This is a genomic window from Bradyrhizobium sp. USDA 4011 (assembly GCF_054063415.1).
Genome location: NZ_JBSSGG010000001.1, coordinates 2,859,621 through 2,880,918 on the forward strand (window position 1 = coordinate 2,859,621; position 21,298 = coordinate 2,880,918).

Here is a 21,298-nt window from a genome sequence, read left to right on the forward strand (position 1 = left end):
CGGAGCTTGAGCCGGTGATTGCGTCGCAACACGGATCGCGGCGGGTCACCGTGCCACTGGTGCGTTCTCTCGCAACTTCGGTGGAGCGAGGAATGATTCCAGGTGCAAGGTGTTGACACCACACTCGGGCGGCGGACACCGTGTGTTTCTGCATCGCGCAATGTTCCAGCGTGTCAAACAGGGGGTTAATGACAATGGACCAGATGTTTTCCAAATGGCAGCCGACGGCGCTGAGCCTGTTCCGGTTCATCACCGGACTACTGCTGTTTCAGTTCGGCGTCGCCAAGCTTCTCAAATTTCCACCCGGGACAATGTTCGAGAAAGTCGAACTGTTCTCATTGATCGGAGCTGCCGGCGCACTCGAATTGGTGCTGGGCGGGCTGCTGATGATCGGCCTGTTCTCGCGGATCGTGGCCTTCGTCTTGGCGGGCGAAATGGCTTTCGCCTACTTCATCGGCCACTTCCCCAAGGGCTTTTATCCGCTGCTCAACAACGGCAGTCTGGCGATCGCGCTCTGCTTTGCCTGCCTGTATCTCGCGACCTCGGGCCCCGGCCCGATCAGCGTCGACGCTGCGATGGGCAGGAAGTAACAACGCTGAGCCCGTCCCGTTCAATCGGGACGGGCTCTCTACGGCTGCGCCACACGACAGCGGCAATCCGTCGAACAATGCAAGAATAGTCAGGAGAGCCTAAGGGCGCTCTCCGAGCGCGATGGGACCAACCCGAAGCGCGTTGCAAAGATCGAAGAAGCGCGGTCCGGTGGACGAGAACTCCTACCGGCCCCAAAAGGGCGCCTGAAGGCCGTTACATCCTGTGGGTCAGTTGCTGCTCGCAGTGTCAGGCTGCTTGCGAGAAAGGCCAACATCAACGGCAGTCCAAATCCAAATAATGTTTTGGCGGGCTCGAATTTGCATTCCGCACCGATTCGCATTGGATGCCAATGCAACCATCTGCCCCTTCATCTGAGTAAGCTCAGCAGCGTTCCGGTAGCGGCTTTGCCCAATTTCAGCTGCATGGTCTTTGGCGAGAAAACTAAAGCGCGATGAGATCAGGTTCAATCGTCATCGCGCTTTAGCTCTTTGTTTGAGCATGATCTTTTCGGAAAACCGCTTCACACTTTTCCGGATCATGCTTTAGCGATCCGCAGCGAGCTGCACCGTTTGGCGCCCGTCGTTCATGTCTCTCAACTGGTTTACGTAATCCTCGGGCTTCTGCAAATGAAATGGGGTCTTCAAACCCATGAAGCTCGCTATGCGACCAATAAAAGCCGTGCAATTGGTCGTTTCGGCGTTCCAGAGAGGCGAGGTCGCCTGAAGATGCTTGATATACGCGAAGACTTTCTTCGCGTCGGCCTCGCTCAAATACACGCGATAGCTGGCCGTCAAATACTGTACGTCAAGGTCGCCGTAGCTTGCTCCTGTCTCGGAGGGCACCCACGTCAGATGTCCCAGCACATAAGGCAGGACGTCGCCCGCCGGGTGCAGCCCCGCAACGTCGACCATCTTCTCGCTTGTCTTGCCGTACCAAACGAACGCGTGCCCGTAAGAAGCTGCCGTGCGGGCACGAAAGTCCACGTAATACGGCCCTTTGGCTACAGACCTTCGCGCCGGCTTGACGTCTGCTCCAGAAACGGAAGCACTCGGTCCAACGACGGCCGTTGCCACGACCGACCTGGACAACGGTTTGCGCGGCTTATCCTGCTGCAGCGGGGCTTGATCGGTTTGCGCAGCCAATTGCTGCGCATGACTGATGCCGGCTTCCAAAGTCGCGGAAGCCATGACGATACCAATTCCGGCAAGCAGCCGCAGGCCGCCCCGTTTCCGATTCGATTTCGGCACCTTCAGACCCTCACTAAGGGCAAGACATCACCCCCGAACAGCGCCTTCAGCAAAAAAGCTGAAGGAGCGCGTTGTCCGGACGATCCTCGATCTAGCCCTTCGTTACGATGGGAGCTTTTCCAACCGGGGTCTTGCCGACTGGATATTTGCCGACCGGATACTTGCCAATTGGCATCTTGCCAATCGGAGCCTGCTCGGCGACCGGCTGCGGACGAGGAAGGTCAGCCGCACTGGCGACAGCCATGAAACCAAAAGTCGCAACTCCAACAACCAGAAATTTCAACATCGTGATCTCCGAGATGGACCGCTTGAGTCTGAGCATCATACCGTCTGACGGCTACGGCGCAATTAACGCTGTGCCAAGGCTTACGCTCGGACGGTCCTTTCTTTGCCAGATGTGGTAAAAACGACACGGAATGATTGCTTTGTGTGCAGGGCCCGGCAAGACCGACCCCGTATCGCCGGCTCAGAGCAGCCTCGGCATAATGCGTCCGGTCCGTGCCATATACTCGCGATACTCGTCGCCGAACGTTTCCAGCATCATCTGTTCTTCTCTGGCAACCCGGCCGAAAAACAACGTGCCAAACCCGATCAGGCCAGCGAAACCGGCCACCAAATTCGGCAAGAGCAATGCCTGAGCGACAGCCCAAAGCCAAAATGCGGAATACATGGGGTGCCGAATTTTTCGATAGATCCCGTCGGTGATCAGGTGGTGATTTTCCCGCACGTCGAGACTTATTGACCAATTCCGACCAAGAGCGCGATGGGTCAGCCGGAACATGACCAGCGCCGCAACCGCCACGAAAACGCCCAGCCAGGCTTGAGCCGGCCGGAAGACGTACGATGCGAAATGAGGTGCGGCCGTTGCGATGTAGACGAACGGCACAATGCCGAGACCGGTGAGCGATATCAGCAGCAGGGTGTTTTCGCGAGCACCTCGGGCGCTCCGCAAGACCTTTTCACGGCGGGCACGACGCGCGTATCTGTAGCGGATGAGATACCAACCGACCGCCATCATGATAAACACGAACTTGGCAATGTCAGGCGTCATCGTGGGCCAAGGGCTCGTTTCGCTGGCGCGTCATCTCTTCCGACCATCGAAAGGCCGCCGTTCTTAGCGAGCGTCTGAGATTCGACCGAAACAATTCCACCGACCAACATGAAACAATCATACAGGGCTTGCACGTCGTTTCCACTGATAAGTTGGCCGTGCGACCGCTCGAATCCAAGGCGGAGGCGTCGCTGGGCTCTATTTTGCCTGCGGCGAGGCCGCGATGGCTCTCCGGTCTATCGTCGCCAACACTCGCGGGAGTAACTGCGACGCTATGAAAGCATGGCCGGCAGCCGTGAGATGAATGAAGTCAAAAGCGTAATACTGCGGAGGAATCTCTTCGTCGTACACGATCACTTTGATGGCGCGATCACGCAACCGCCGCTCCATCGCGGCGATGTTGGCCGCCCGCTGCTCCTTCGTAACCAGGAAACGCCTGTCGTTGCCTCCAGGCTGCAGGATTACGATGTCGGTTCCCCTTGGCACATCGCTATCAATGCGCTTGAGCATGCCGGCCGTGGTATCGAAGGGAACACCGGCATTGACGACGTTCGCATTGACGCCCTTCCCTTTCAGCAGAACCTCTAACTTGGCCGGGTAGGCACCTTGCTTTCCAACGTACCAGCCTTGCGTATTGCTTGCGCCGACCGCCACGATATGAACCGGTTTTGTGAAGGCGGCGCAAACGGTCGCCAGGATACACAAGGCCATAGCGACCGAGAATTTTCTGAACGGCGTCACCGACTGCCTCCGGCCTGAAGTGCTAAAGAGAACAATACGAACACCGGGCCCCGACAGAGACTGACCTAAAGCCTTACATGCAGTGTCAAACCCCAACTCCAGCTGCCTTCAGGGCGCCATGGGAGGAATTGGTTGAAGCTCCGGCCGCAGGCAAATCCGGGTTCGAAGGATTCTGGCGTTGTCGTTGGCGTGCGACAGGGAGCCCGATTGCCCTGATCTTTCGTATCACCAGGCTATGCAACGCCGCGCTTTTATCGATGTTGAAGTGGTCGACGTTTACATCGCGGACATAGAAGTTTGTAAGCTCGCCGCGGAAGCCGGGGCCGCGACTTATTCGAGCGCTTTCATGCTTGTACAGATTCAAAACCCTTGCGACATTAGCTGTCGCCGCATGAGGCGACGTTCCGTCGAATGGGACAACCAAAGCGACCGGCACGCCCATCTGGCCAAGGTACTCTGCCATCGACATCACGGCATCCGCACCAAGAGAGTGCCCCACCAGTATAATGGGTCCACGCTGGCCCGCTCGATAGTTCGCGATAATTTCGTCGGCAACGCCTCTCCACTGGGCGTGATTGGCGACAACCGCGGCGATGCCGGCCGCGCGCAGCTGGACGGCAAGGTCGTCCATGCCCAAAGAGAAGACATTCAACAATCCGCGAAACAAGTAGACGTGCGCCGCGGAGGAATGCAGCCGAGCGGGCGAACCGGTCGATCTCAGTGCAACGGTTATTGCGGGGCGAGCCTGCGCAGCGTTGTTCAAATGCAGGCTGCTTGCAAAAAGAACCGTGAAGACGGCGCATACCCGCGCCGCGCTGTAACATAATCTTTTCATTTCAATATCCCTCGCCCACCTCAAGTCCAGTCGCATTAAACCAGACCTACGATTCGTGACAATCAAGAGCGAGTTCGAAATGCGTGTTGAGGCGCGCAATTGGTTTACTGTCGCGGATTTGCCACATGGAAAAGCGATCGAGCCACGACCGTTCATGACCTTCCGGCGGTCATTTGGCTTCCACTATGGGAAGGTCCTCTGTACTTTTTGATCGAGGCCAACTCAAAGAGTGTCGCCTCGCGGAGGGAGTGGTAATTTAATAAGGCCGAAAGCGGCACCATCCATGTCGGCTACACCAAGGCTTCGGAATCAACGTCGCAAGAGTTCCGGGGTAACTTATCTATGCGGTCCAGTTTTCGGGAACCGGTGGCAACCAATGTCCATAACGATTTCGAGTTGCTAGATGATTCAACGACGGCACGTCTTCCACATTGGCGGTTACGATCCAATCACCCCAGAAGAGCAGGTCGAACGCTTGCGCCGCTCGCTGTCGAGCTTCGAAAAGGTTTGGGGCGCCTCTTCACGGCTGTCGGAAATCTCGAACACATCTGCAATCAATGCTTCGTGCGACCTGGAAGCATGGGGACCAAACTGGAAAACCGACACCACCTTCGAGATGCTGCGCTGGGACGATCTCATCCGGCGCGATTCGGGAGTTAGGCTGGTGCCTCGCCTCGTTCAGTCCCTGAAAGCGCTATTCAACTTCATCCTTACCGGAACACTATTCAGATATGCGGTCGCAAGCTGGAAATATGCTCTCTTCTTTGTCTTTCCATATTGCTGTTTGCTGTTGATTGCATGCTGCGGCGTTGGGCTGTCATATCTGCTTGTCAGGCTCATACCCGCTACATTCTGGGTTGAACAATTGCTGCTTGGTATTTTTCTATCGCTTGCCATCTTCATCAGCTCGATGCTCTGGATTGGACCCAAGCGTCGGATAAACCACATCCTTGATGATGCCATTTTCTCCTACCAGTTTCTTTACGGGCAAAAGAGCGAGCTTGATAAGCGCCTCGGCGATTTTGCGGCCTTGATATTGAGAACAGCTCGGGCCGCAGATGTTGATGAAATTCTGATTGTTGGCCATTCCCTTGGCGCCGCGCTCTCGATAGCGGCTGTCGCGCGCGCGCTGAAGCTGGATCCTCTGCTTGCAACGCACGGACCGAAGCTATGCATTCTCACAGTGGGCGCCACGATTCCCAAATTCTCATTGCATCCGATGGGCGGCCAGATACGGGAAGCCGCACAACTTGTGGCCGGAACGTCTGCCATCGACTGGGTCGAGTACCAGGCACGAGATGATGCAATCAGCTTCTATCGCTTCGATCCCGTCACGCTGAAACGCACCAGTCGAGACTATTCAGGAGAGCACCCGAAGATTCGGCGCGTCCAAATACATTCAATGATCGATCCGGTCCGCTTCAGACGTCATCGATTCAACTTCATGCAAATTCACTATCAGTTTCTAATGGGAAACGATCAGCGCTCGGTTTACGACTATTGCGTGATTACTTGCGGCCCGCTCGCGTTCAACGTCGCGACTTCACCGTCCGGGGCTGTTGGACTATTCGAGGCAAACGGTTCGGTGATGACAGCCCGAGGTTGCTGAGAAGACCCTTAACCATGCTCAAACATGGCGCGTTGGCACCAGACGTCAGACGCGTAGTTGCGCACCCCGGTTCGATGCCGGCGCATCGCCCCGAAATGACGCGCCGCCGCGCGCTATCCGGCAGCCTTGAGATCCAGCGGCACCGCGGCTTCGTATTTCGAATTGTGCAGCACCAGCGACGTCCTGACGTTGCGCACATGCGGCGCGGCCGTCAGGTGGGTGACGAAATCCTGGAAGGTCGCCATGTCGGGAGCGACGCATTTGAGGATGAAATCGACTTCGCCGGACAGCATCCAGCATTCCCGCACCAACGGCTCGGCGCGCACGAAATTCTCGAAGGCGCGGAGATCGGCGTCGGCCTGGCTCGACAGATGCACCGAGGCGAACACCGTGACGTCGTAGCCGAGACGGCGCGGATCGAGCAGGCCGCGGTAGCCCTGGATGTAGCCCTCCTCCTCCAGCGCCCGGACCCTGCGCAGGCAGGGCGGCGGCGAGATCCCGACGCGTTTGGCGAGTTCCACATTGGTGATTCGGCCATCGGCCTGGATCTCGGCGAGGATTTTGAGGTCGATCTCGTCAAGGTTCTTCGACACGCGACTTGGGTTCCCTCAGGGTTTGGAAGGCTTGGCAGGTCTGCCGGCAACTCTCATAGCGCAGGCAGCCGGCATTGCGCAATTTTATTGCGCGTGCAGCGCACGATTTCGCGAATGTGACTTCAGTTCCGGGGAAAAATCGCTGCCATGGATTGCAAATCTTGCATAGCTTCCCAGATATCCTAGACTTGGATTTGACACTTTTGGCGCCGCCGTGACGCGTTTCCGGGGCGCTTCCCGCACAAGTCCTTGATCAAAATCCCCAAAACAGAGGGATCTCACAATGCCCGCGCCTACCCATGCCAAGGTCGTCATCATCGGGTCCGGCCCCGCCGGTTACACCGCAGCGATCTACGCGGCGCGCGCGATGCTCGAACCGATCCTGATCCAGGGCATTCAGCCGGGCGGGCAGCTCACCATCACCACCGACGTCGAGAACTACCCCGGCTTCGCCGATGTGATCCAGGGCCCTTGGCTGATGGAGCAGATGGAGAAGCAGGCGGCCCATGTCGGCACCAAGATCGTCACCGATCTCGTCAACAAGCTGGAACTCGGCCAACGCCCGTTTCGTCTGACCTGCGATTCCGGCGACGTCTATCTCGCCGAGACGGTCATCCTCGCCACCGGCGCCCAGGCGCGCTGGCTCGGGCTGCCCTCGGAAGAGAAATTCCAGGGCGGCGGCGTGTCGGCCTGCGCGACCTGCGACGGCTTCTTCTACCGCGGCAAGGAAGTCGTGGTAGTCGGCGGCGGCAACACCGCGGTCGAGGAAGCGCTGTACCTGACCAATCATGCCTCGCAGGTCACCATCGTGCATCGCCGCGATCACTTCCGCGCCGAGCGCATCCTGCAGGAGCGACTGTTCAAGCATCCCAAGATCAAGGTGGTGTGGAACTCCGCGATCGACGAGATCTGTGGATCGGAGAACCCGAACAAGGTCACCCATGTGCGGCTGAAGAACGTCAGGACCGGCGCGCTGACCGACCTCAAGACCGACGGCGTCTTCATCGCCATCGGCCATGCGCCGGCGACGGAGCTCGTGAAAGGCCAGATCAAGCTGAAACCGTCGGGCTATGTCGAGGTGGCGCCGAACTCCACGGCAACCTCGGTGCCCGGCCTGTTCGCCGCGGGCGACGTGGCGGATGAAACCTTTCGGCAGGCGGTCACCGCCGCCGGCCTCGGCTGCATGGCGGCGCTCGAGGCCGAACGCTTCATTGCTCTTCGCGCGAGCGATCGCGCAGCGGCGGAATAATCATGGCACGATCTCGCGACGGATTTACGGATATGGATTGGGACAAGCTGAAGGTCTTTCACGCTGCGGCGGAAGCGGGCAGCTTCACGCATGCCGGCGAGCAGCTCGGCCTGTCGCAATCGGCGGTGTCCCGCCAGGTCAGCGCACTGGAGCAGGAGCTCTCGGTGTCGCTGTTTCACCGCCATGCCCGCGGCCTGATCCTCACCGAGCAGGGCGACCTGCTGTTCCGCACCGCGCATGACGTGTTCATGCAGCTGCAGGCGGCGCGTGCAAAGCTCACCGACAGCCGCGAGCGGCCGAGCGGCGATCTCAAGATCACGACGCCGCCGGCGCTCGGCATCAACTGGCTGATCCCGCGGCTCGACGAGTTCGTCGCGCTCTATCCGGACATCCGGATCTCGCTGATCGTCACCGACGAGGACCTCGACCTGTCGATGCGCGAGGCCGACGTCGCGATCCGCACCCGCAAGCCGACCCAGCCGGACCTGATCCAGCGCAAGCTGTTCTCGATCGGCTTCCATGCCTATTGCTCGCCGGAATACATCAAGCGCTTCGGCACGCCGCGGACGCTTGATGATCTCGACTCGCACCGCATCATCATGCTCGGCGACTCGCAGGTGCCGCCGCATCTGCAGAACCGCAGCTGGCTGATCGATGCAGGCCGCAACGGCTCCGGTCCGCGCGAACCCTACTTCAAGGTCAACAACATCCTTGGCTTGGTGCGCGCCTGCCAGCAGGGCCTCGGCATCGCCGCGTTGCCGGACTATCTGGTCGAACAGAACAACCTCGTGCAGCTGTTCGGCGAGTCCGACTCGATCGCGCTCGACACCTACTTCGTCTATCCGGAAGAGCTGAAGACAGTGGCCCGGGTGCAGGTGTTCCGCGATTTCGTAGTGAGCAAGGCGCAGCGCTGGCCGTCCTGATTAAGCCGCCCTTATAGGGCTGGTTTATAGGCTTTCCGCGCTGCGCCAAGAGGCCCCTGAATCTCCGCATGACTGACATGCGACCTGGATAGTTGCTGCAGGGCGTCGATGGGGATCATAGTGCTCATACGCTGAGCGGTCGCGTCGCGCATATGTCCCCCTCCTCCAGTGGCGCGGAAGTTCAGTAATCCCTCTTGGAAGGTGATTGTGTCGGCCTCACGTGGCCAATACCTTAAGCCGGGCTCACTCGAGCCCGGCTTTTTTTCATCTCCATGTCCTTTCACGTCTATGTCACGCTCAGTGCCACACGTCACGGTCAGCATGCGCATTGACAACAACCTCGCAGCGCAGCATCATCATCTTATGATCACGACCTCGTGCGCCGCTCTGTCGTCGAAAAAAGCTCCCCTCCTGGGGACACGAGATCGCGCGCGATAAGATCACCTTCGCATTCAACCGATCCCGAAACCCCGCCGCCTGGACGGGGTTTTTTGTTGGTCCCGTCTCCGGCTTTGCCCCCTGAGGAGATGGAACATGACTGAGCTACACCAGCAATTGCAGGGCCTCTGGCTGCCCTTGATCACGCCGTTCCGCGACGGCGAACTCGACGTCGCCTCGCTGCGCCGCCTGGTGCGGCACTATGCCGGCGGCCCCGTCGACGGCTTCATCGTCGGCGCAACCTCCGGTGAAGGCATGGCGCTCAGCACCGATGAGCTGGAGGGGCTGGCCAGCGTCGTGCTCGACGAGCTCAGTGCCAACTCCCGCCATTTGCCGGTCTGCCTCGGGCTCTCCGGCGCCTCGACGGCCAGGATGAAGGATGCGCTGGATGATACGGCCGACTGGCCGATCAACGGCTACCTGATCGCGAGCCCCTATTACATCAGGCCCTCGCAACGCGGGCTGGTGCAGCACTTCAACGCGCTGGCCGATCACGCGTCGTGGCCGGTCGTGCTCTACAACATTCCGTATCGCACGGCGGTGAACCTGACCAACGAGACGCTGCTGGCGCTCGCGGAACATCCCAACATCGCCGGCATGAAGGATTGCTGTGCCGACCGCGCGCAGTCGATCGACTTCCTCAACCGCCGGCCCGCCGGCTTCCGCGTGCTGACCGGCGAGGACGCGCAGGCCTTCGATGCGCTCGCGGACGGCGCCGACGGCGCGATCCTGCTCTCCGCGCATCTGGAAACAGGCACCTTCGCTTCCATCCGCACGCTGCTGCGGCAGGGCGAGCGCGACGCGGCGCTGGCGGCCTGGCAGAGCGTCGTCGGCCTGACCCGGCTGTTGTTCGCTGAACCGAGCCCGGCGCCGGCCAAGCACTGGCTGTGGCGGCACGGGCTGATCGACAGCCCCGAGGTGCGGCTGCCGATGGTCGAGGTGAGCGAGGATCTCGCGACCTGGCTCGATGCCGAGATGGAGCGGCGCGCGCAGCTTTTGCTGCCGGCGTGACTGTTGTAGCCCGGATGCGGCGCAGCGAAATCCGGGCTACCGATCTCATCAGTTCAATCCAGCTTCACCTTCGACAGCCGCAGCGCGTTGCCGATCACGCTGACCGAGGACAGCGCCATCGCGGCAGCGCCGACCATCGGCGACAGCAGGATGCCGAACAGCGGATACAGCACGCCGGCCGCGATCGGCACGCCGGCGGCGTTGTAGACGAAGGCGAAGGCCAGGTTCTGGCGGATGTTGCGCATGGTTGCGACCGACAGGCGCCGCGCCCGGACGAGGCCCATCAGGTCGCCGGTGAGCAGCGTGATGCCGGCGCTCTCGATCGCGACATCGGTGCCGCCGCCCATCGCGATGCCGACATCGGCCGCGGCGAGCGCCGGCGCGTCGTTGACGCCGTCACCCGCCATCGCGACGGTACGGCCCTCGCCGCGCAGCCGCTGCACGACCTCGCTCTTGCGCTCCGGCAGCACGCTGGCCTCGACCTCGTCGATGCCGAGCGTCTTCGCCACCGCGCGCGCGGTGGTCTCGTTGTCGCCGGTCAGCATCACGATACGCAGGCCCTCGGCGCGCAGCGCCTGCAGCGCACGGGCCGCCGACGGCTTGACCGGATCGGCGATCGCGATCACGCCCGCGGCGCGGCCATCGACCGCGACATAGATCGCCGTCGCGCCCTCGCGCCGCGCGGCCTCGGCAACCTGATCCAGCGTTGACGTGACGATCTTCAACTCGCCCATCAGCACCGCATTGCCGAGCGCAACCTGCCTGCCTTCGACCGTTCCGGTCGCGCCCTTGCCGGAGGGCGAGGCAAAATTGCTGACGGCCGCCGAGGCCAGCTTGCGCTTCGAGGCGGACGCGATGATCGCCTGCGCCAACGGATGCTCGCTGCCCTGCTCGACACTCGCGGCAAGGCGCAGCAGATCGCTCTCGTCGAACCCTTCGGCCGCGATGATGCGCACGACCTTCGGCTTGCCCTCTGTGAGCGTGCCGGTCTTGTCGATGACCAGCGTGTCGATCGCTTCCATCCGCTCCAGCGCCTGCGCGTCGCGGATCAGGATGCCGGAATGCGCGCCGCGGCCGACGCCGACCATGATCGACATCGGCGTTGCCAGCCCCAGCGCGCAGGGACAGGCAATGATCAGCACCGTCACCGCAGCGACCAGCGCAAAGGTCAGGCGCGGCTCCGGACCGGACACCGTCCAGGCGATGAAGGCGAGCGCCGCAGCGGCGATCACCGCCGGCACGAACCAGCCGGCGACGCGGTCGGCGAGCCGCTGGATCGGCGCGCGCGAGCGCTGCGCCTTCGCCACCATGTCGACGATCCGCGCCAGCATGGTGTCGCGACCGACCTTCTCGGCACGCATGGCGAGGCCACCGCTCCGGTTGACGGTGCCGCCGATCACCCTCTCGCCTTCCGCCTTCGCGACCGGCATCGACTCGCCCGTGACCATGGATTCATCGATGACGGCGCTGCCCTCGATGACGACGCCATCGACCGGCACCTTCTCGCCCGGGCGCACGCGCAGGCGGTCGCCGACCTTGATCGCGTCGATGTCGATGTCCTCGTCACCGTGATCGGTGATACGCCGCGCCGTCTTGGGCGCGAGACCGAGCAACGCGCGGATCGCGCCCGAGGTCTGCGCGCGGGCGCGCAATTCCAGCACCTGGCCGAGCAGCACCAGCACCGTGATCACGGCCGCCGCCTCGAAATACACCGCGACCGCACCATGCATGTCGCGGAACGCCGGCGGGAACAGCTGCGGCGCCAGCGTGGCGACCACGCTGTAGAGATAGGCGACGCCGACGCCCATGGCGATCAGCGTGAACATGTTGAGATTGCGCGTGACCACCGACTGCCAGCCGCGCACGAAGAACGGCGCGCCGGCCCACAGCACGACCGGCGTCGCCAGCACGAACGAGATCCAGTTCGACCAGTGCTGAGGCACCAGATGCATCAGCCCGAGATGGCTGCCCATCTCGAGCACGAACACAGGCAGCGTCAGCGCCAGCGCGATCCAGAACCGCCTGACCATATCGATCAATTCGGGATCCGGCCCGTCGTCGAGCGAGATCTGCTCCGGCTCGAGCGCCATGCCGCAGATCGGGCAGCTGCCGGGACCGACCTGCCGCACCTCGGGATGCATCGGGCAGGTGTAGATCGTGCCGGCCGGCATTGGCGGCTCGGGCGCGCGCGGCTTGAGGTACTTGTCCGGCTCGGCCTCGAAACGCTCGCGGCAACGGCCGCTGCAGAACAGATACTCCTCACCCTTGTAGCTGAAGCGGTGCTTGGCGGTCGCCGGATTGACCTTCATGCCGCAGACCGGATCGATAGCGAACGCTGCTTCCGCCGGCAACGCGTCGTGATCATGCCTGCCGCCGCAGCAGGAATGCGCGGCCGAGCCATGATGATCGGCATGCGAATGGTCGTTCTCTGTGCGCGCCACGAGACTCTTCCCGGCCGCTATCCCGGCCTCTTGATTTGTATACCCTAGGGGGGTATATGAGACTTATGAGAGACGAGGTCAAGACATCCTGTTTAAAACGGCTCAAACGGATCGAGGGTCAGATCCGCGGGTTGGCCGCCATGGTCGAGGAAGACCGCTATTGCATCGACGTGGTGACGCAGATCGCGGCCGCGCGCGCGGCGCTGCGGCGCGTCGAGGAAGAGGTCCTGCGCGATCATGTCGCCCATTGCGTCGAGCATGCGATCTCGTCCGGCGACAAGGCCAACCAGCGGCGCAAGATCGCCGAGCTGATGGATGTGATCGGCCGCGCTGACCGGTGAGAGTTGTTTGGCTGTGCCCCGTCCGCACACTCAGTGTCGTCCCTGCGAAAGCAGGGAGATGGAGTCACGTTTGAAGTGCAGCGATTGATTTGAGTTTGGAGAATGCCTCGGCGGGTGTCTTGAAGTCCAGGCATTTGCGTGGGGTATCGTTGAGGCGCTGAGCGAGGCGCCTGAGGGCGGCTGCCGTGATGAACTTGAGGTCAGTTTTGCGTGGCAGAGAGCGTCGTAAGCGCCCGATGGAGTTTTCCACGCCGCCTTTTTGCCAGGGACTATGGGGATCGCAGAAGAAGGTTTGGACGCCGAGGGCGTTGTGAAGCCTGTGATGCTCGGCGAACTCGGTTCCGTTGTCGAAGCTGATGGTTTTACGGATCGCCTGTGGAAGCTTGCCAAGTTGACGGGCGATGGTCCGAGCGGTGAGGACAGCTTTCCGATCGCGTGGATGCAGCACGATGCTGAAGCGGGTTTGTCGCTCGTGGAGAACCAGCAATCCTTGGCCATATCGCGCGAACAGCATGAAGTCGGCTTCCCAATGACCCGGCGTCCCGCGGCCTTCGACCTCGGAGGGTCGTTCATCGATCGAGCGCCGTTGTTTAATGAAGCTGGCAGGGCTGCCGCCTGGGCGGCGCCGGCGCCCTCGTCTGAGTTTATGGCACGGCAGCAGGCGGTGCCAGTAATCCTTCTGGGCCGTACGATGATAGATGAAACGATAGATTGACTCGTGGCTGATCATGACGCGACCATGTTCTCGCGCCAGTCGACCAGCGATCTGCTCCGGCGAATGTCCCATCGCAAGGCTTTTGCCGACGCAGTCCCGCAGGGCCGGCTGGCGCGCCAGCTTGAAGCGGCCATCCTGCCGTCGCCGACGTTCGGCCAATTGTTGAGCCCGGACAGGCTCGTAACCGCCCTTCCAGACCTTGGTAGGCCGCGAGTTGCGCTTCAGCTCCCGACTTATCGTCGACGTCGCTCGGTCAAGCGCAGACGCAATATCGTTTTGAGATTTACCGCCTGCATGCAGGCGGTAAATCTCAACGCGCTCTTCAAGGCTGAGCTGGCCATAACATTGTCCCATCGCCACAACACCCTAGCAGGTGTTGCACTTGTGTCGTGAACCCAAGGGACCCATGACCACAGGGAGCGGTTGTTTGTGCGAGCTGGGGCCCCCGCGTGCTTCATAACCACGGCCGGTGGTTATGGGTCCTGGGTCGCGCTTCGCTTGCCCGGGACGACGTGGGGAGAAAGCAGGGCTCGGTTCGCCGCCGCTGTTGCAACCGGCTTACGATCGCTTCTCAGGTGTTGAACCGGAAATGCATGACGTCGCCGTCGGCGACAACGTAGTCCTTGCCTTCGAGCCGCAGCTTGCCGGCGTCGCGCGCGCCGGCTTCGCCGTTGCCGGCGATGTAATCCTCATACGCGATGGTCTCGGCGCGGATGAAGCCCTTCTCGAAATCGGTATGGATCACGCCGGCGGCGGCGGGCGCCTTGGTGCCGCGGTCGATGGTCCAGGCGCGGGCTTCCTTCGGGCCGACGGTGAAATAGGTGATGAGGTCGAGCAGCTGGTAGCCGGCGCGGATCAAGCGGTCGAGACCGGCCTCTTCAAGGCCCAGCGTTTCCAGGAACTCGGCACGCTCGGCGCGCGACAGCGTCGCGATCTCGGATTCGATCTTGGCCGAGATCACCACCGCGACCGCGCCTTCCTTCTCGGCTTGCTCGAACACCGCCTTGGAGAAATCGTTGCCGTCCTTAGCCGAGCCTTCCTCGACGTTGCAGACATAGAGCACGGGCTTCGAGGTCAGCAGCCCGAGCATGCGGAAGGCGCGCTCCTCTTCCGGCTTGCGCTCCAGCGCACGCGCCGGCTTGCCGTCACGCAGCAGCACCAGCGCGCGGTTGACGAGCTCGAGCTGCTCCTTGGCCTCCTTGTCGTTGCCCTTGGCCTTCTTCGAGAGATTGTCGACGCGCTTCTCGAGGCTGTCGAGGTCCGACAGCATCAGCTCGGTCTCGATGGTCTCGATGTCGGCGAGCGGCGCGATCTTGCCTTCGACATGGGTGATGTCAGAGTCCTCGAAGCAGCGCACCACATGGGCGATCGCGTCGACCTCGCGGATGTTGGCGAGGAACTGGTTGCCGAGGCCTTCGCCCTGCGACGCGCCGCGCACCAGGCCTGCGATATCGACGAAGGTCAGCCGGGTCGGGATGATCTGGGCGGATTTCGCCACCGCTGCGAGCTTCTCCAGCCGCGGATCGGGCACCGCCACCTCGCCGACATTCGGCTCGATGGTGCAGAACGGATAGTTCGCCGCCTGGGCGGCCGCCGTCTCGGTCAGCGCATTGAACAGCGTCGACTTGCCGACGTTAGGCAGCCCGACGATCCCGCATTTGAATCCCATGTTTGTCCCGATCTCTCGCGCGCTCACGCCGCACGGTTGAATTGACTGAGGTCGTCATACGCAGGCTTGACCCGCGTATCCATCCTACTTGGAAAAATGGATCGCCGGGTCGAGCCCGGCGACGACGAGGATCTACTTCGAGCCCTCGTCCTTTGTGTCGAAAAATCCCTTGGCCTGCATCGTCAGATGCACCTTGTTGGCGAACGAGGCGTCGTGCCCCGCAGCCAGCAGGCCGGCATTGTCGGCGACGGCCTGGCACAAGGCCTCCACCCACGCCCGGTCGCTCTTGGCGAAGTCCGACAGCACGTGGCTGTGCACGAGCTCCTTGACGCCGGGATGACCGATCCCGAGCCGCACCCGCCGATATTCGTTGCCGATATGCGCGGAGATCGAGCGCAGGCCGTTATGGCCGGCGATCCCGCCGCCGATCTTGACCCGCACCTTGCCGGGCGGCAGTTCGAGCTCGTCCTGGAACACGGTGATGTCGGCGGGGGCGAGCTTGAAGAAGTTCGCCGCTTCCTGCACCGCGCGCCCGGACTCGTTCATGTAAGTGGTCGGCTTCAACAGCACGACCTTCTCACGATCGACCACGCCTTCGGAGGTCTCGGCCTGAAAGCGACGGCGCCATGGTGCGAAACCATGACGCCGTGCAATCTCGTCGACCGCCAGAAAACCGATATTGTGCCGGTTGCTGGCGTATTTCGCGCCAGGATTACCGAGACCGACAAAAAGGCGCATGGCGCGGCATCCCACGTCGGCGCGCCATCAGACGATCGCGCGCCGACCTGATCGATTACTTCTTCTTGTCGCCACCGCCGGCGGGAGCCTTGGCACCCGCGGCCGGAGCCGCAGCACCCGCAGCCGGAGCCGCAGCACCCGCAGCCGGAGCTGCAGCACCCGCGGCCGGAGCAGCGCCACCAGCAGCCGCCGCAGCTGCGGCCTTCTGCTCTTCGGCGTAGCCGGACGGCGGCACGATGGTGACCAGCGTCGCGTCCTCGCGGGTCAGTGACTTTACGCCCTTGGGCAGCGTGACCTCGGAGAGATGCAGCGAGTAGCTGATCTCGAGGCTGCCGACGTCGACTTCGATGTATTGCGGAATGTTGTCGACCGCGCACTCGAGGTCGAGCGCGTGGGTGACGATGTTCACGGTTCCGCCGCGCTTGACGCCGGGGGCGGTTTCCGCGTTCACGACGTGCAGCGGCACGCTGACGCGGATGGTCGCGCCTTCGCCGAGCCGCATGAAGTCGACATGGATCGGGAAGTCCTTCACCGGGTCGAGGTGGAAGTCGCGCGGAATCACGCGGTGCTTCTTGCCCTCGAGGTCGACGTCATAGATCGTGGTCAGGAACCGGCCCGCCAGGATGCGCTGGCGCAGTTCACGATCGTCGACCGAGATGGTGACGGGGGGCTGGTTGTCTCCGTAGATCACTCCGGGAACTCTCCCGGCGCGACGCTCTGCCCGGGCGGCCCCCTTGCCGCTCTTCGGACGCGCGGTCGCCTTCAATTCCTTGACGGTCGCCATAGCGTTAAGTCCTTGTATTTAAAAAGTTAAAGGCCGCAGCGCGGCCCATGCTCAAGTCCACAGCAAGCCTCCAGGGGTGCGGGGGCCGCGGACGTGGCGGGCTTTTAGCCCCAAAGGGCCGAAATGACAAGGAAATGAAGGGATTTTTCTCACCCTCCCTTTCCCACCCTCCCCTGGAGGGGGAGGGCGGGACCGCATGCAGCAAGCGGAATGCGGGCCGGGGTGGGGTGATCTCTCAATACGAGCAGAACTCGGGTGGAGGGACATTCACCCCACCCCGGCTCAAATTTCGCTGCGCTCAATTGTGAGCCGACCCTCCCCCTCCAGGGGAGGATAAAGAATCAGGTCGCGCCGCCTACGCCGAGCTTGGCTTCCAGCGCGGCGATCCTCGCCTTCAGCGCCTCGTTTTCCTCGCGCGCCAGGCGGGCCATGTCCTTGACCGCCTCGAATTCCTCGCGCTTGACCACGTCGAGGTCGCGCAGGATCCGTTCGGCCTGGTTGCGCATGACCGTGTCGACCTCACGCTTGACGCCCTGGGCTGCGCCCGCGGCGTCGTTCATCAGACGGCCGATCTCGTCGAAAAACCGGTTGCTGGTCTGGGTCATCTGGCAAAACTCTCCGCGTTCACTGAATCGCGAGAAGACAATGGCGATCCCCGCCATCCGGTTCAAGTCCGCCGCGAATGGCAGACCTTACGGGCACTTGCCTTGTCATGCTCCGGTTTCCTTGCAATCGTATGAACTCACAACAGAAATCGCACAGACAACGCGAGCAGAAGCGCCATGATCGAGCACACCGTCGAGATCCCGACCAAGGACGGCAAGACCACCACCTTCATCACCCATCCCGAGCGCGGCGGCCCCTTCCCTGTCGTCATCTTCTATATGGATGCGCCTGGTATCCGCGAGGAGCTGCGCGACATGGCGCGCCGGCTCGGCACGTCAGGCTACTACGTGATGCTGCCCAACATGTATTACCGCGCCGGCGTGATGGAGCTCGGCCCGATCAATCCCGATCCGGAATCCCCCGAGCGCAAACGGATGTTTCAGCTGATGCAGTCGCTCAACATTCCACTGGTCATGGACGACACCAAGGGCCTGCTCGCCTACGCCGAAACGCAGAAGGCCGCCAACACTGAGATCATCGGCACCGTCGGCTACTGCATGAGCGGCCGCTATGCGGTGAACGCGGCGACGCATTTCGGCGATCGCGTCAAGGCCGCCGCGTCGGTCTACGGCACGCATCTGGCGACCGATCAGCCCGACAGCCCGCATCTTGCCGCGCAAAAGACCAAGGCCGAACTCTATTTCGCCTGCGCCGAGACCGATATCTACGCGCCACAGGAAATCATCGAGCAGGTGAAGGCCGGCATGAAGGGATCGAACAACGAGGTCGAGATCTATCCCGGCACCCATCACGGCTTTGCGTTCCCCAAGCGTCCGGTCTATGACCGCGACGCCGCCGAACGCCATTGGGAGCGGCTGCTGGCGCTCTACCGCCGCAACCTCGTGAGCTGAGTCTCAAGACACACGATGCCGTTCCTGCTGATCGACTTTCCGGTATTCAACCCCGTCGCGCTCGCGCTCGGGCCGATCGTGATCCGCTGGTATGCGCTGGCCTATATCGTCGGCATCGTGCTGGGCTGGATCTATGCGCGCTCGCTGATCAAGAAGGAGCGGCTGTGGGGCGGCCCGGCGCCGATCACGCTGCCGCAGCTCGACGATTTCATCCTCTGGGTCACCATCGGCATCATCGTCGGCGGCCGCACCGGCTACGTGCTGTTCTACAACCTGCCCTTCTTCATCGCGCACCCGTCCGAGATCCTGGAATTGTGGAAAGGCGGCATGTCGTTCCACGGCGGCTTCCTCGGCTGCGTCGCCGCAGTGATGCTGTTTGCCCGCCGCAACAACGTCCCGATCCTGTCGCTCGGCGACATCACCACCGCGGTCGCGCCGATCGGCCTGTTCCTCGGCCGGCTCGCCAATTTCATCAACAGTGAATTGTGGGGCCGGCACGCCGATCCAAGCCTGCCTTGGGCCATGATCTTCCCCAATGGCGGACCGCTGCCGCGCCATCCGAGCCAGCTCTATGAGGCCGGCCTTGAGGGCATCGTGCTGTTCACGGCGCTGGCGATCATGATCCGGATGGGCGCCCTCAAGCGGCCCGGCCTGATCCTCGGCAGCTTCATTGCGATCTACGGCATTGCCCGGATCATCGGCGAGCATTTCAGGGAGCCCGATCCGCAGCTCGGATTCCTGTGGGGCGGATTGACCATGGGCATGCTGCTGTCGGTGCCAATGATCATCGTGGGCGCTATCATCATCACGGCCGCCGTTCGTCGCAGGGCGAACGGGCCGGCGCCGAGTTCAACGTAGAGCAACTGCAATCCAAGGAAGGCCGTGAGCGAACCCTCCCCGCTGCTGGATGAGATCAGGAAGCTGATCAAGCTGTCCGGGCCGATGCCGGTCTGGCGCTACATGGAATTGTGCCTGATGCATCCGCGCTACGGCTACTATATGTCGCGCGATCCGCTCGGCCGCGAGGGCGATTTCACCACCGCGCCAGAGGTCAGCCAGATGTTCGGCGAACTGCTCGGGCTGTGGAGCGCCTCGATCTGGCGCGCGATCGGCTCGCCGGACACGCTCCGCCTGATCGAGCTCGGGCCCGGACGCGGCACCATGATGTCGGACGCGCTGCGTGCGCTGCGCGTGCTGCCGCCGCTGTACCAGTCGCTCAGCATCCACCTCGTCGAGGTCAATCCGGTGCTGCGCGAAAAGCAGCACGCCACGCTGACCGGCGTGCGCAACGTCACCTGGCACGACAGCATCGACGACGTGCCGGAGGGACCGGCGGTGATCCTCGCCAACGAATATTTCGACGTGCTGCCGATCCATCAGATGGTCCGCCGCGAGACCGGCTGGCACGAGCGCACGGTCGGGATGGATGCCAACGGCAACCTGTATTTCGCGCCCGCCGCCGAGCCGACACCGCACTTCGAGGTGCTGTTGCCGCCGCTGGTGCGGGCCGCCCCGCTCGGCGCGGTGTTCGAATGGCGGCCTGACAGCGAGATCATGAAGCTCGCAACGCGCCTGCGCGACCAGGACGGCGCCGCGCTGATCATCGATTACGGCCATCTGCGCAGCGACGCCGGCGACACCTTCCAGGCGATCGCGCGCCACAGCTTCGCCGACCCGCTGAAGAATCCGGGACAGGCCGACGTGACGGCGCATGTCGATTTCCAGGCCCTGGCGCGGGCCGCCGAGGATGTCGGCGCGCGCGTCCACGGGCCGGCGACGCAGGGCGACTTCCTCAAGCGTCTCGGCGTCGAGGCCCGGGCCGCCGGATTGATGGCGAAAGCCTCACCCGAGGTCTCCGCCGACATTGCCGGCGCGCTGAAGCGCCTGACCGATTCCGGACGCGGCGGGATGGGCTCGATGTTCAAGGTCATGGCCATCTCCGACCCGCGACTCACCTCGATCGCTGGCCTCAGCGATCAGCCTGACGAGACCGAACAATGACATTGGGATCACCGCTGCTGTCGGCCATTCCGGGCCTGCGCCATGCCTTCTTCTCGCGCGAGGGCGGCGTCTCAGAGGGTATCTATGCCGGCCTCAACGGCGGGCTCGGCTCGCGCGACGATCCGGCCAAGGTCGCGGAGAACCGGCGGCGGATGGCGGAGCAGCTTGGCGTACCGCTCGATCACCTCATCAGCGTGCATCAGGTGCACTCGCCTGACGTCGTGGCCGTGACCGGACCATGGAATGGCGCGGTGCGCCCGAAGGCGGACGCGCTGGTCACGCGCACCGAAGGCCTTGCGATTTCGGTCACGACGGCTGACTGCGGCCCGATCCTGTTCGTCGATCCCCATGCGCGGGTGATCGGCGCGGCGCATGCCGGCTGGAAGGGCGCGCTGACCGGCGTGCTGGAATCAACCATCGATGCGATGGAGAAGCTCGGCGCCGAGCGCGGCGGCATCGTCGCCGCCATCGGCCCGCTGATCCGCAAGCAATCCTACGAAGTCGGAAACGAATTCATCGAACGCTTCATCGAAGCCGATGCCGAGAACGGCATGTTCTTCATGCCCGCCGAACGCGATGGCCACGCGATGTTCGATCTCGCCGGCTTCATCCGCCTGCGGCTGGAAAATGCCGGCGTGCTGATGATCGACGACCTCGGCATCGACACCTATTCCGACGAGCGCTGCTTCAGCTACCGCCGCTCGGTGCACCGCAAGGAAGGCGACTACGGCCGGCTCGTTCACGCCATTGCGCTGGAAGGCTGACGCCGGGCGTCCTCGCAAGTTTTGTGCGAGAAGCGTCTTG

At 62.5% G+C, this 21,298-nt stretch carries 23 protein-coding genes; 10 read left to right on the top strand and 13 right to left on the bottom strand.

Features of this window, described 5'->3' with window-relative positions; genetic code table 11:
* The first annotated feature begins 194 nt into the window (after positions 1-194).
* Positions 195-590, top strand: coding sequence for a DoxX family protein (locus tag ACVW1C_RS13395; protein ID WP_456758830.1), 396 nt, complete (start codon positions 195-197; stop codon positions 588-590).
* Between the two features lie 228 nt (positions 591-818).
* On the opposite strand, the gene ACVW1C_RS13400 is transcribed toward ACVW1C_RS13395, so the two are convergent.
* The 6 genes from ACVW1C_RS13400 to ACVW1C_RS13425 form a co-directional block, all read right to left on the bottom strand.
* Positions 819-1,058: a hypothetical protein gene (locus tag ACVW1C_RS13400; protein WP_456758831.1), complete on the bottom strand. Its 240-nt coding sequence runs from the start codon at positions 1,056-1,058 to the stop codon at positions 819-821.
* Between the two features lie 75 nt (positions 1,059-1,133).
* Positions 1,134-1,838: a hypothetical protein gene (locus tag ACVW1C_RS13405; protein ID WP_456758832.1), complete on the bottom strand. Its 705-nt coding sequence runs from the start codon at positions 1,836-1,838 to the stop codon at positions 1,134-1,136.
* A gap of 91 nt (positions 1,839-1,929) precedes the next feature.
* The gene (locus tag ACVW1C_RS13410) at positions 1,930-2,124 is read right to left on the bottom strand and encodes a hypothetical protein (protein WP_456758833.1); all 195 of its coding nucleotides are present in this window, start codon (positions 2,122-2,124) and stop codon (positions 1,930-1,932) included.
* Between the two features lie 180 nt (positions 2,125-2,304).
* The gene (locus ACVW1C_RS13415; RefSeq protein WP_456758834.1) at positions 2,305-2,889 is read right to left on the bottom strand and encodes a protein-S-isoprenylcysteine O-methyltransferase; all 585 of its coding nucleotides are present in this window, start codon (positions 2,887-2,889) and stop codon (positions 2,305-2,307) included.
* Between the two features lie 198 nt (positions 2,890-3,087).
* Positions 3,088-3,630, bottom strand: a complete 543-nt coding sequence (locus tag ACVW1C_RS13420) for an SGNH/GDSL hydrolase family protein (RefSeq protein ID WP_456758835.1) — start codon at positions 3,628-3,630, stop codon at positions 3,088-3,090.
* An 85-nt stretch (positions 3,631-3,715) separates the two neighbouring features.
* Complete coding sequence (locus ACVW1C_RS13425; protein WP_456758836.1) at positions 3,716-4,465, bottom strand: thioesterase domain-containing protein; 750 nt, start codon at positions 4,463-4,465, stop codon at positions 3,716-3,718.
* Positions 4,466-4,868: 403 nt separating this feature from the next.
* Here ACVW1C_RS13425 and ACVW1C_RS13430 point away from each other — a divergent pair, with 403 nt between their 5' ends.
* Positions 4,869-6,074 (top strand): hypothetical protein, encoded by a 1,206-nt coding sequence (locus ACVW1C_RS13430; RefSeq protein WP_456758837.1) that lies wholly within the window; start codon positions 4,869-4,871, stop codon positions 6,072-6,074.
* 113 nt (positions 6,075-6,187) lie between these two features.
* Here ACVW1C_RS13430 and ACVW1C_RS13435 read toward each other — a convergent pair whose 3' ends face one another.
* Positions 6,188-6,667, bottom strand: a complete 480-nt coding sequence (locus ACVW1C_RS13435) for an Lrp/AsnC family transcriptional regulator (protein ID WP_092124130.1) — start codon at positions 6,665-6,667, stop codon at positions 6,188-6,190.
* 283 nt (positions 6,668-6,950) lie between these two features.
* Between ACVW1C_RS13435 and trxB the strand changes: the two genes are divergently transcribed.
* The 3 genes from trxB (at position 6,951) to ACVW1C_RS13450 (ending at position 10,288) form a co-directional block, all read left to right on the top strand.
* Entirely contained in the window at positions 6,951-7,916 is a 966-nt protein-coding gene (trxB, locus tag ACVW1C_RS13440) for a thioredoxin-disulfide reductase (RefSeq protein WP_456758838.1), read from the top strand.
* 2 nt (positions 7,917-7,918) lie between these two features.
* A complete protein-coding gene (locus tag ACVW1C_RS13445) occupies positions 7,919-8,839 on the top strand; it encodes a LysR family transcriptional regulator (protein ID WP_029081982.1) in 921 nt (306 codons plus the stop codon).
* A 534-nt stretch (positions 8,840-9,373) separates the two neighbouring features.
* Positions 9,374-10,288, top strand: a complete 915-nt coding sequence (locus ACVW1C_RS13450) for a 4-hydroxy-tetrahydrodipicolinate synthase family protein (RefSeq protein ID WP_456758839.1) — start codon at positions 9,374-9,376, stop codon at positions 10,286-10,288.
* A 53-nt stretch (positions 10,289-10,341) separates the two neighbouring features.
* Here the strand turns inward: ACVW1C_RS13450 and ACVW1C_RS13455 are convergent, their stop codons facing one another.
* The gene (locus tag ACVW1C_RS13455; protein WP_456758840.1) at positions 10,342-12,729 is read right to left on the bottom strand and encodes a heavy metal translocating P-type ATPase; all 2,388 of its coding nucleotides are present in this window, start codon (positions 12,727-12,729) and stop codon (positions 10,342-10,344) included.
* Positions 12,730-12,794: 65 nt separating this feature from the next.
* On the opposite strand from ACVW1C_RS13455, the gene ACVW1C_RS13460 reads away from it, so the two are divergent.
* Positions 12,795-13,070: a metal-sensitive transcriptional regulator gene (locus tag ACVW1C_RS13460; RefSeq protein ID WP_456763070.1), complete on the top strand. Its 276-nt coding sequence runs from the start codon at positions 12,795-12,797 to the stop codon at positions 13,068-13,070.
* 64 nt (positions 13,071-13,134) lie between these two features.
* Here the strand turns inward: ACVW1C_RS13460 and ACVW1C_RS13465 are convergent, their stop codons facing one another.
* From ACVW1C_RS13465 to ACVW1C_RS13485, 5 genes are all read right to left on the bottom strand, one after another.
* Positions 13,135-14,139: an IS30 family transposase gene (locus ACVW1C_RS13465; protein ID WP_456758841.1), complete on the bottom strand. Its 1,005-nt coding sequence runs from the start codon at positions 14,137-14,139 to the stop codon at positions 13,135-13,137.
* Positions 14,140-14,356: 217 nt separating this feature from the next.
* Positions 14,357-15,454 carry a redox-regulated ATPase YchF gene (gene ychF / locus ACVW1C_RS13470; RefSeq protein WP_456758842.1) on the bottom strand — a complete coding sequence of 366 codons (1,098 nt, stop codon included), beginning with the start codon at positions 15,452-15,454 and terminating at the stop codon, positions 14,357-14,359.
* A 132-nt stretch (positions 15,455-15,586) separates the two neighbouring features.
* On the bottom strand, positions 15,587-16,192 hold the full coding sequence (pth, locus tag ACVW1C_RS13475; protein ID WP_456758843.1) for an aminoacyl-tRNA hydrolase: 606 nt from the start codon (positions 16,190-16,192) through the stop codon (positions 15,587-15,589).
* Between the two features lie 55 nt (positions 16,193-16,247).
* Entirely contained in the window at positions 16,248-16,976 is a 729-nt protein-coding gene (locus tag ACVW1C_RS13480; protein ID WP_456758844.1) for a 50S ribosomal protein L25/general stress protein Ctc, read from the bottom strand.
* 341 nt (positions 16,977-17,317) lie between these two features.
* The gene (locus tag ACVW1C_RS13485) at positions 17,318-17,581 is read right to left on the bottom strand and encodes an accessory factor UbiK family protein (RefSeq protein WP_456763071.1); all 264 of its coding nucleotides are present in this window, start codon (positions 17,579-17,581) and stop codon (positions 17,318-17,320) included.
* A 177-nt stretch (positions 17,582-17,758) separates the two neighbouring features.
* Between ACVW1C_RS13485 and ACVW1C_RS13490 the strand changes: the two genes are divergently transcribed.
* The 4 genes from ACVW1C_RS13490 (at position 17,759) to pgeF (ending at position 21,258) form a co-directional block, all read left to right on the top strand.
* A complete protein-coding gene (locus ACVW1C_RS13490) occupies positions 17,759-18,493 on the top strand; it encodes a dienelactone hydrolase family protein (protein WP_456758845.1) in 735 nt (244 codons plus the stop codon).
* Positions 18,494-18,508: 15 nt separating this feature from the next.
* Positions 18,509-19,351, top strand: coding sequence for a prolipoprotein diacylglyceryl transferase (gene lgt, locus ACVW1C_RS13495; RefSeq protein ID WP_456758846.1), 843 nt, complete (start codon positions 18,509-18,511; stop codon positions 19,349-19,351).
* 84 nt (positions 19,352-19,435) lie between these two features.
* Positions 19,436-20,494, top strand: coding sequence for a class I SAM-dependent methyltransferase (locus tag ACVW1C_RS13500; protein WP_456763072.1), 1,059 nt, complete (start codon positions 19,436-19,438; stop codon positions 20,492-20,494).
* The gene (gene pgeF / locus ACVW1C_RS13505; protein ID WP_456758847.1) at positions 20,491-21,258 is read left to right on the top strand and encodes a peptidoglycan editing factor PgeF; all 768 of its coding nucleotides are present in this window, start codon (positions 20,491-20,493) and stop codon (positions 21,256-21,258) included. Before ACVW1C_RS13500 ends, pgeF begins: the two co-directional genes overlap by 4 nt.
* Positions 21,259-21,298: the final 40 nt, after the last annotated feature.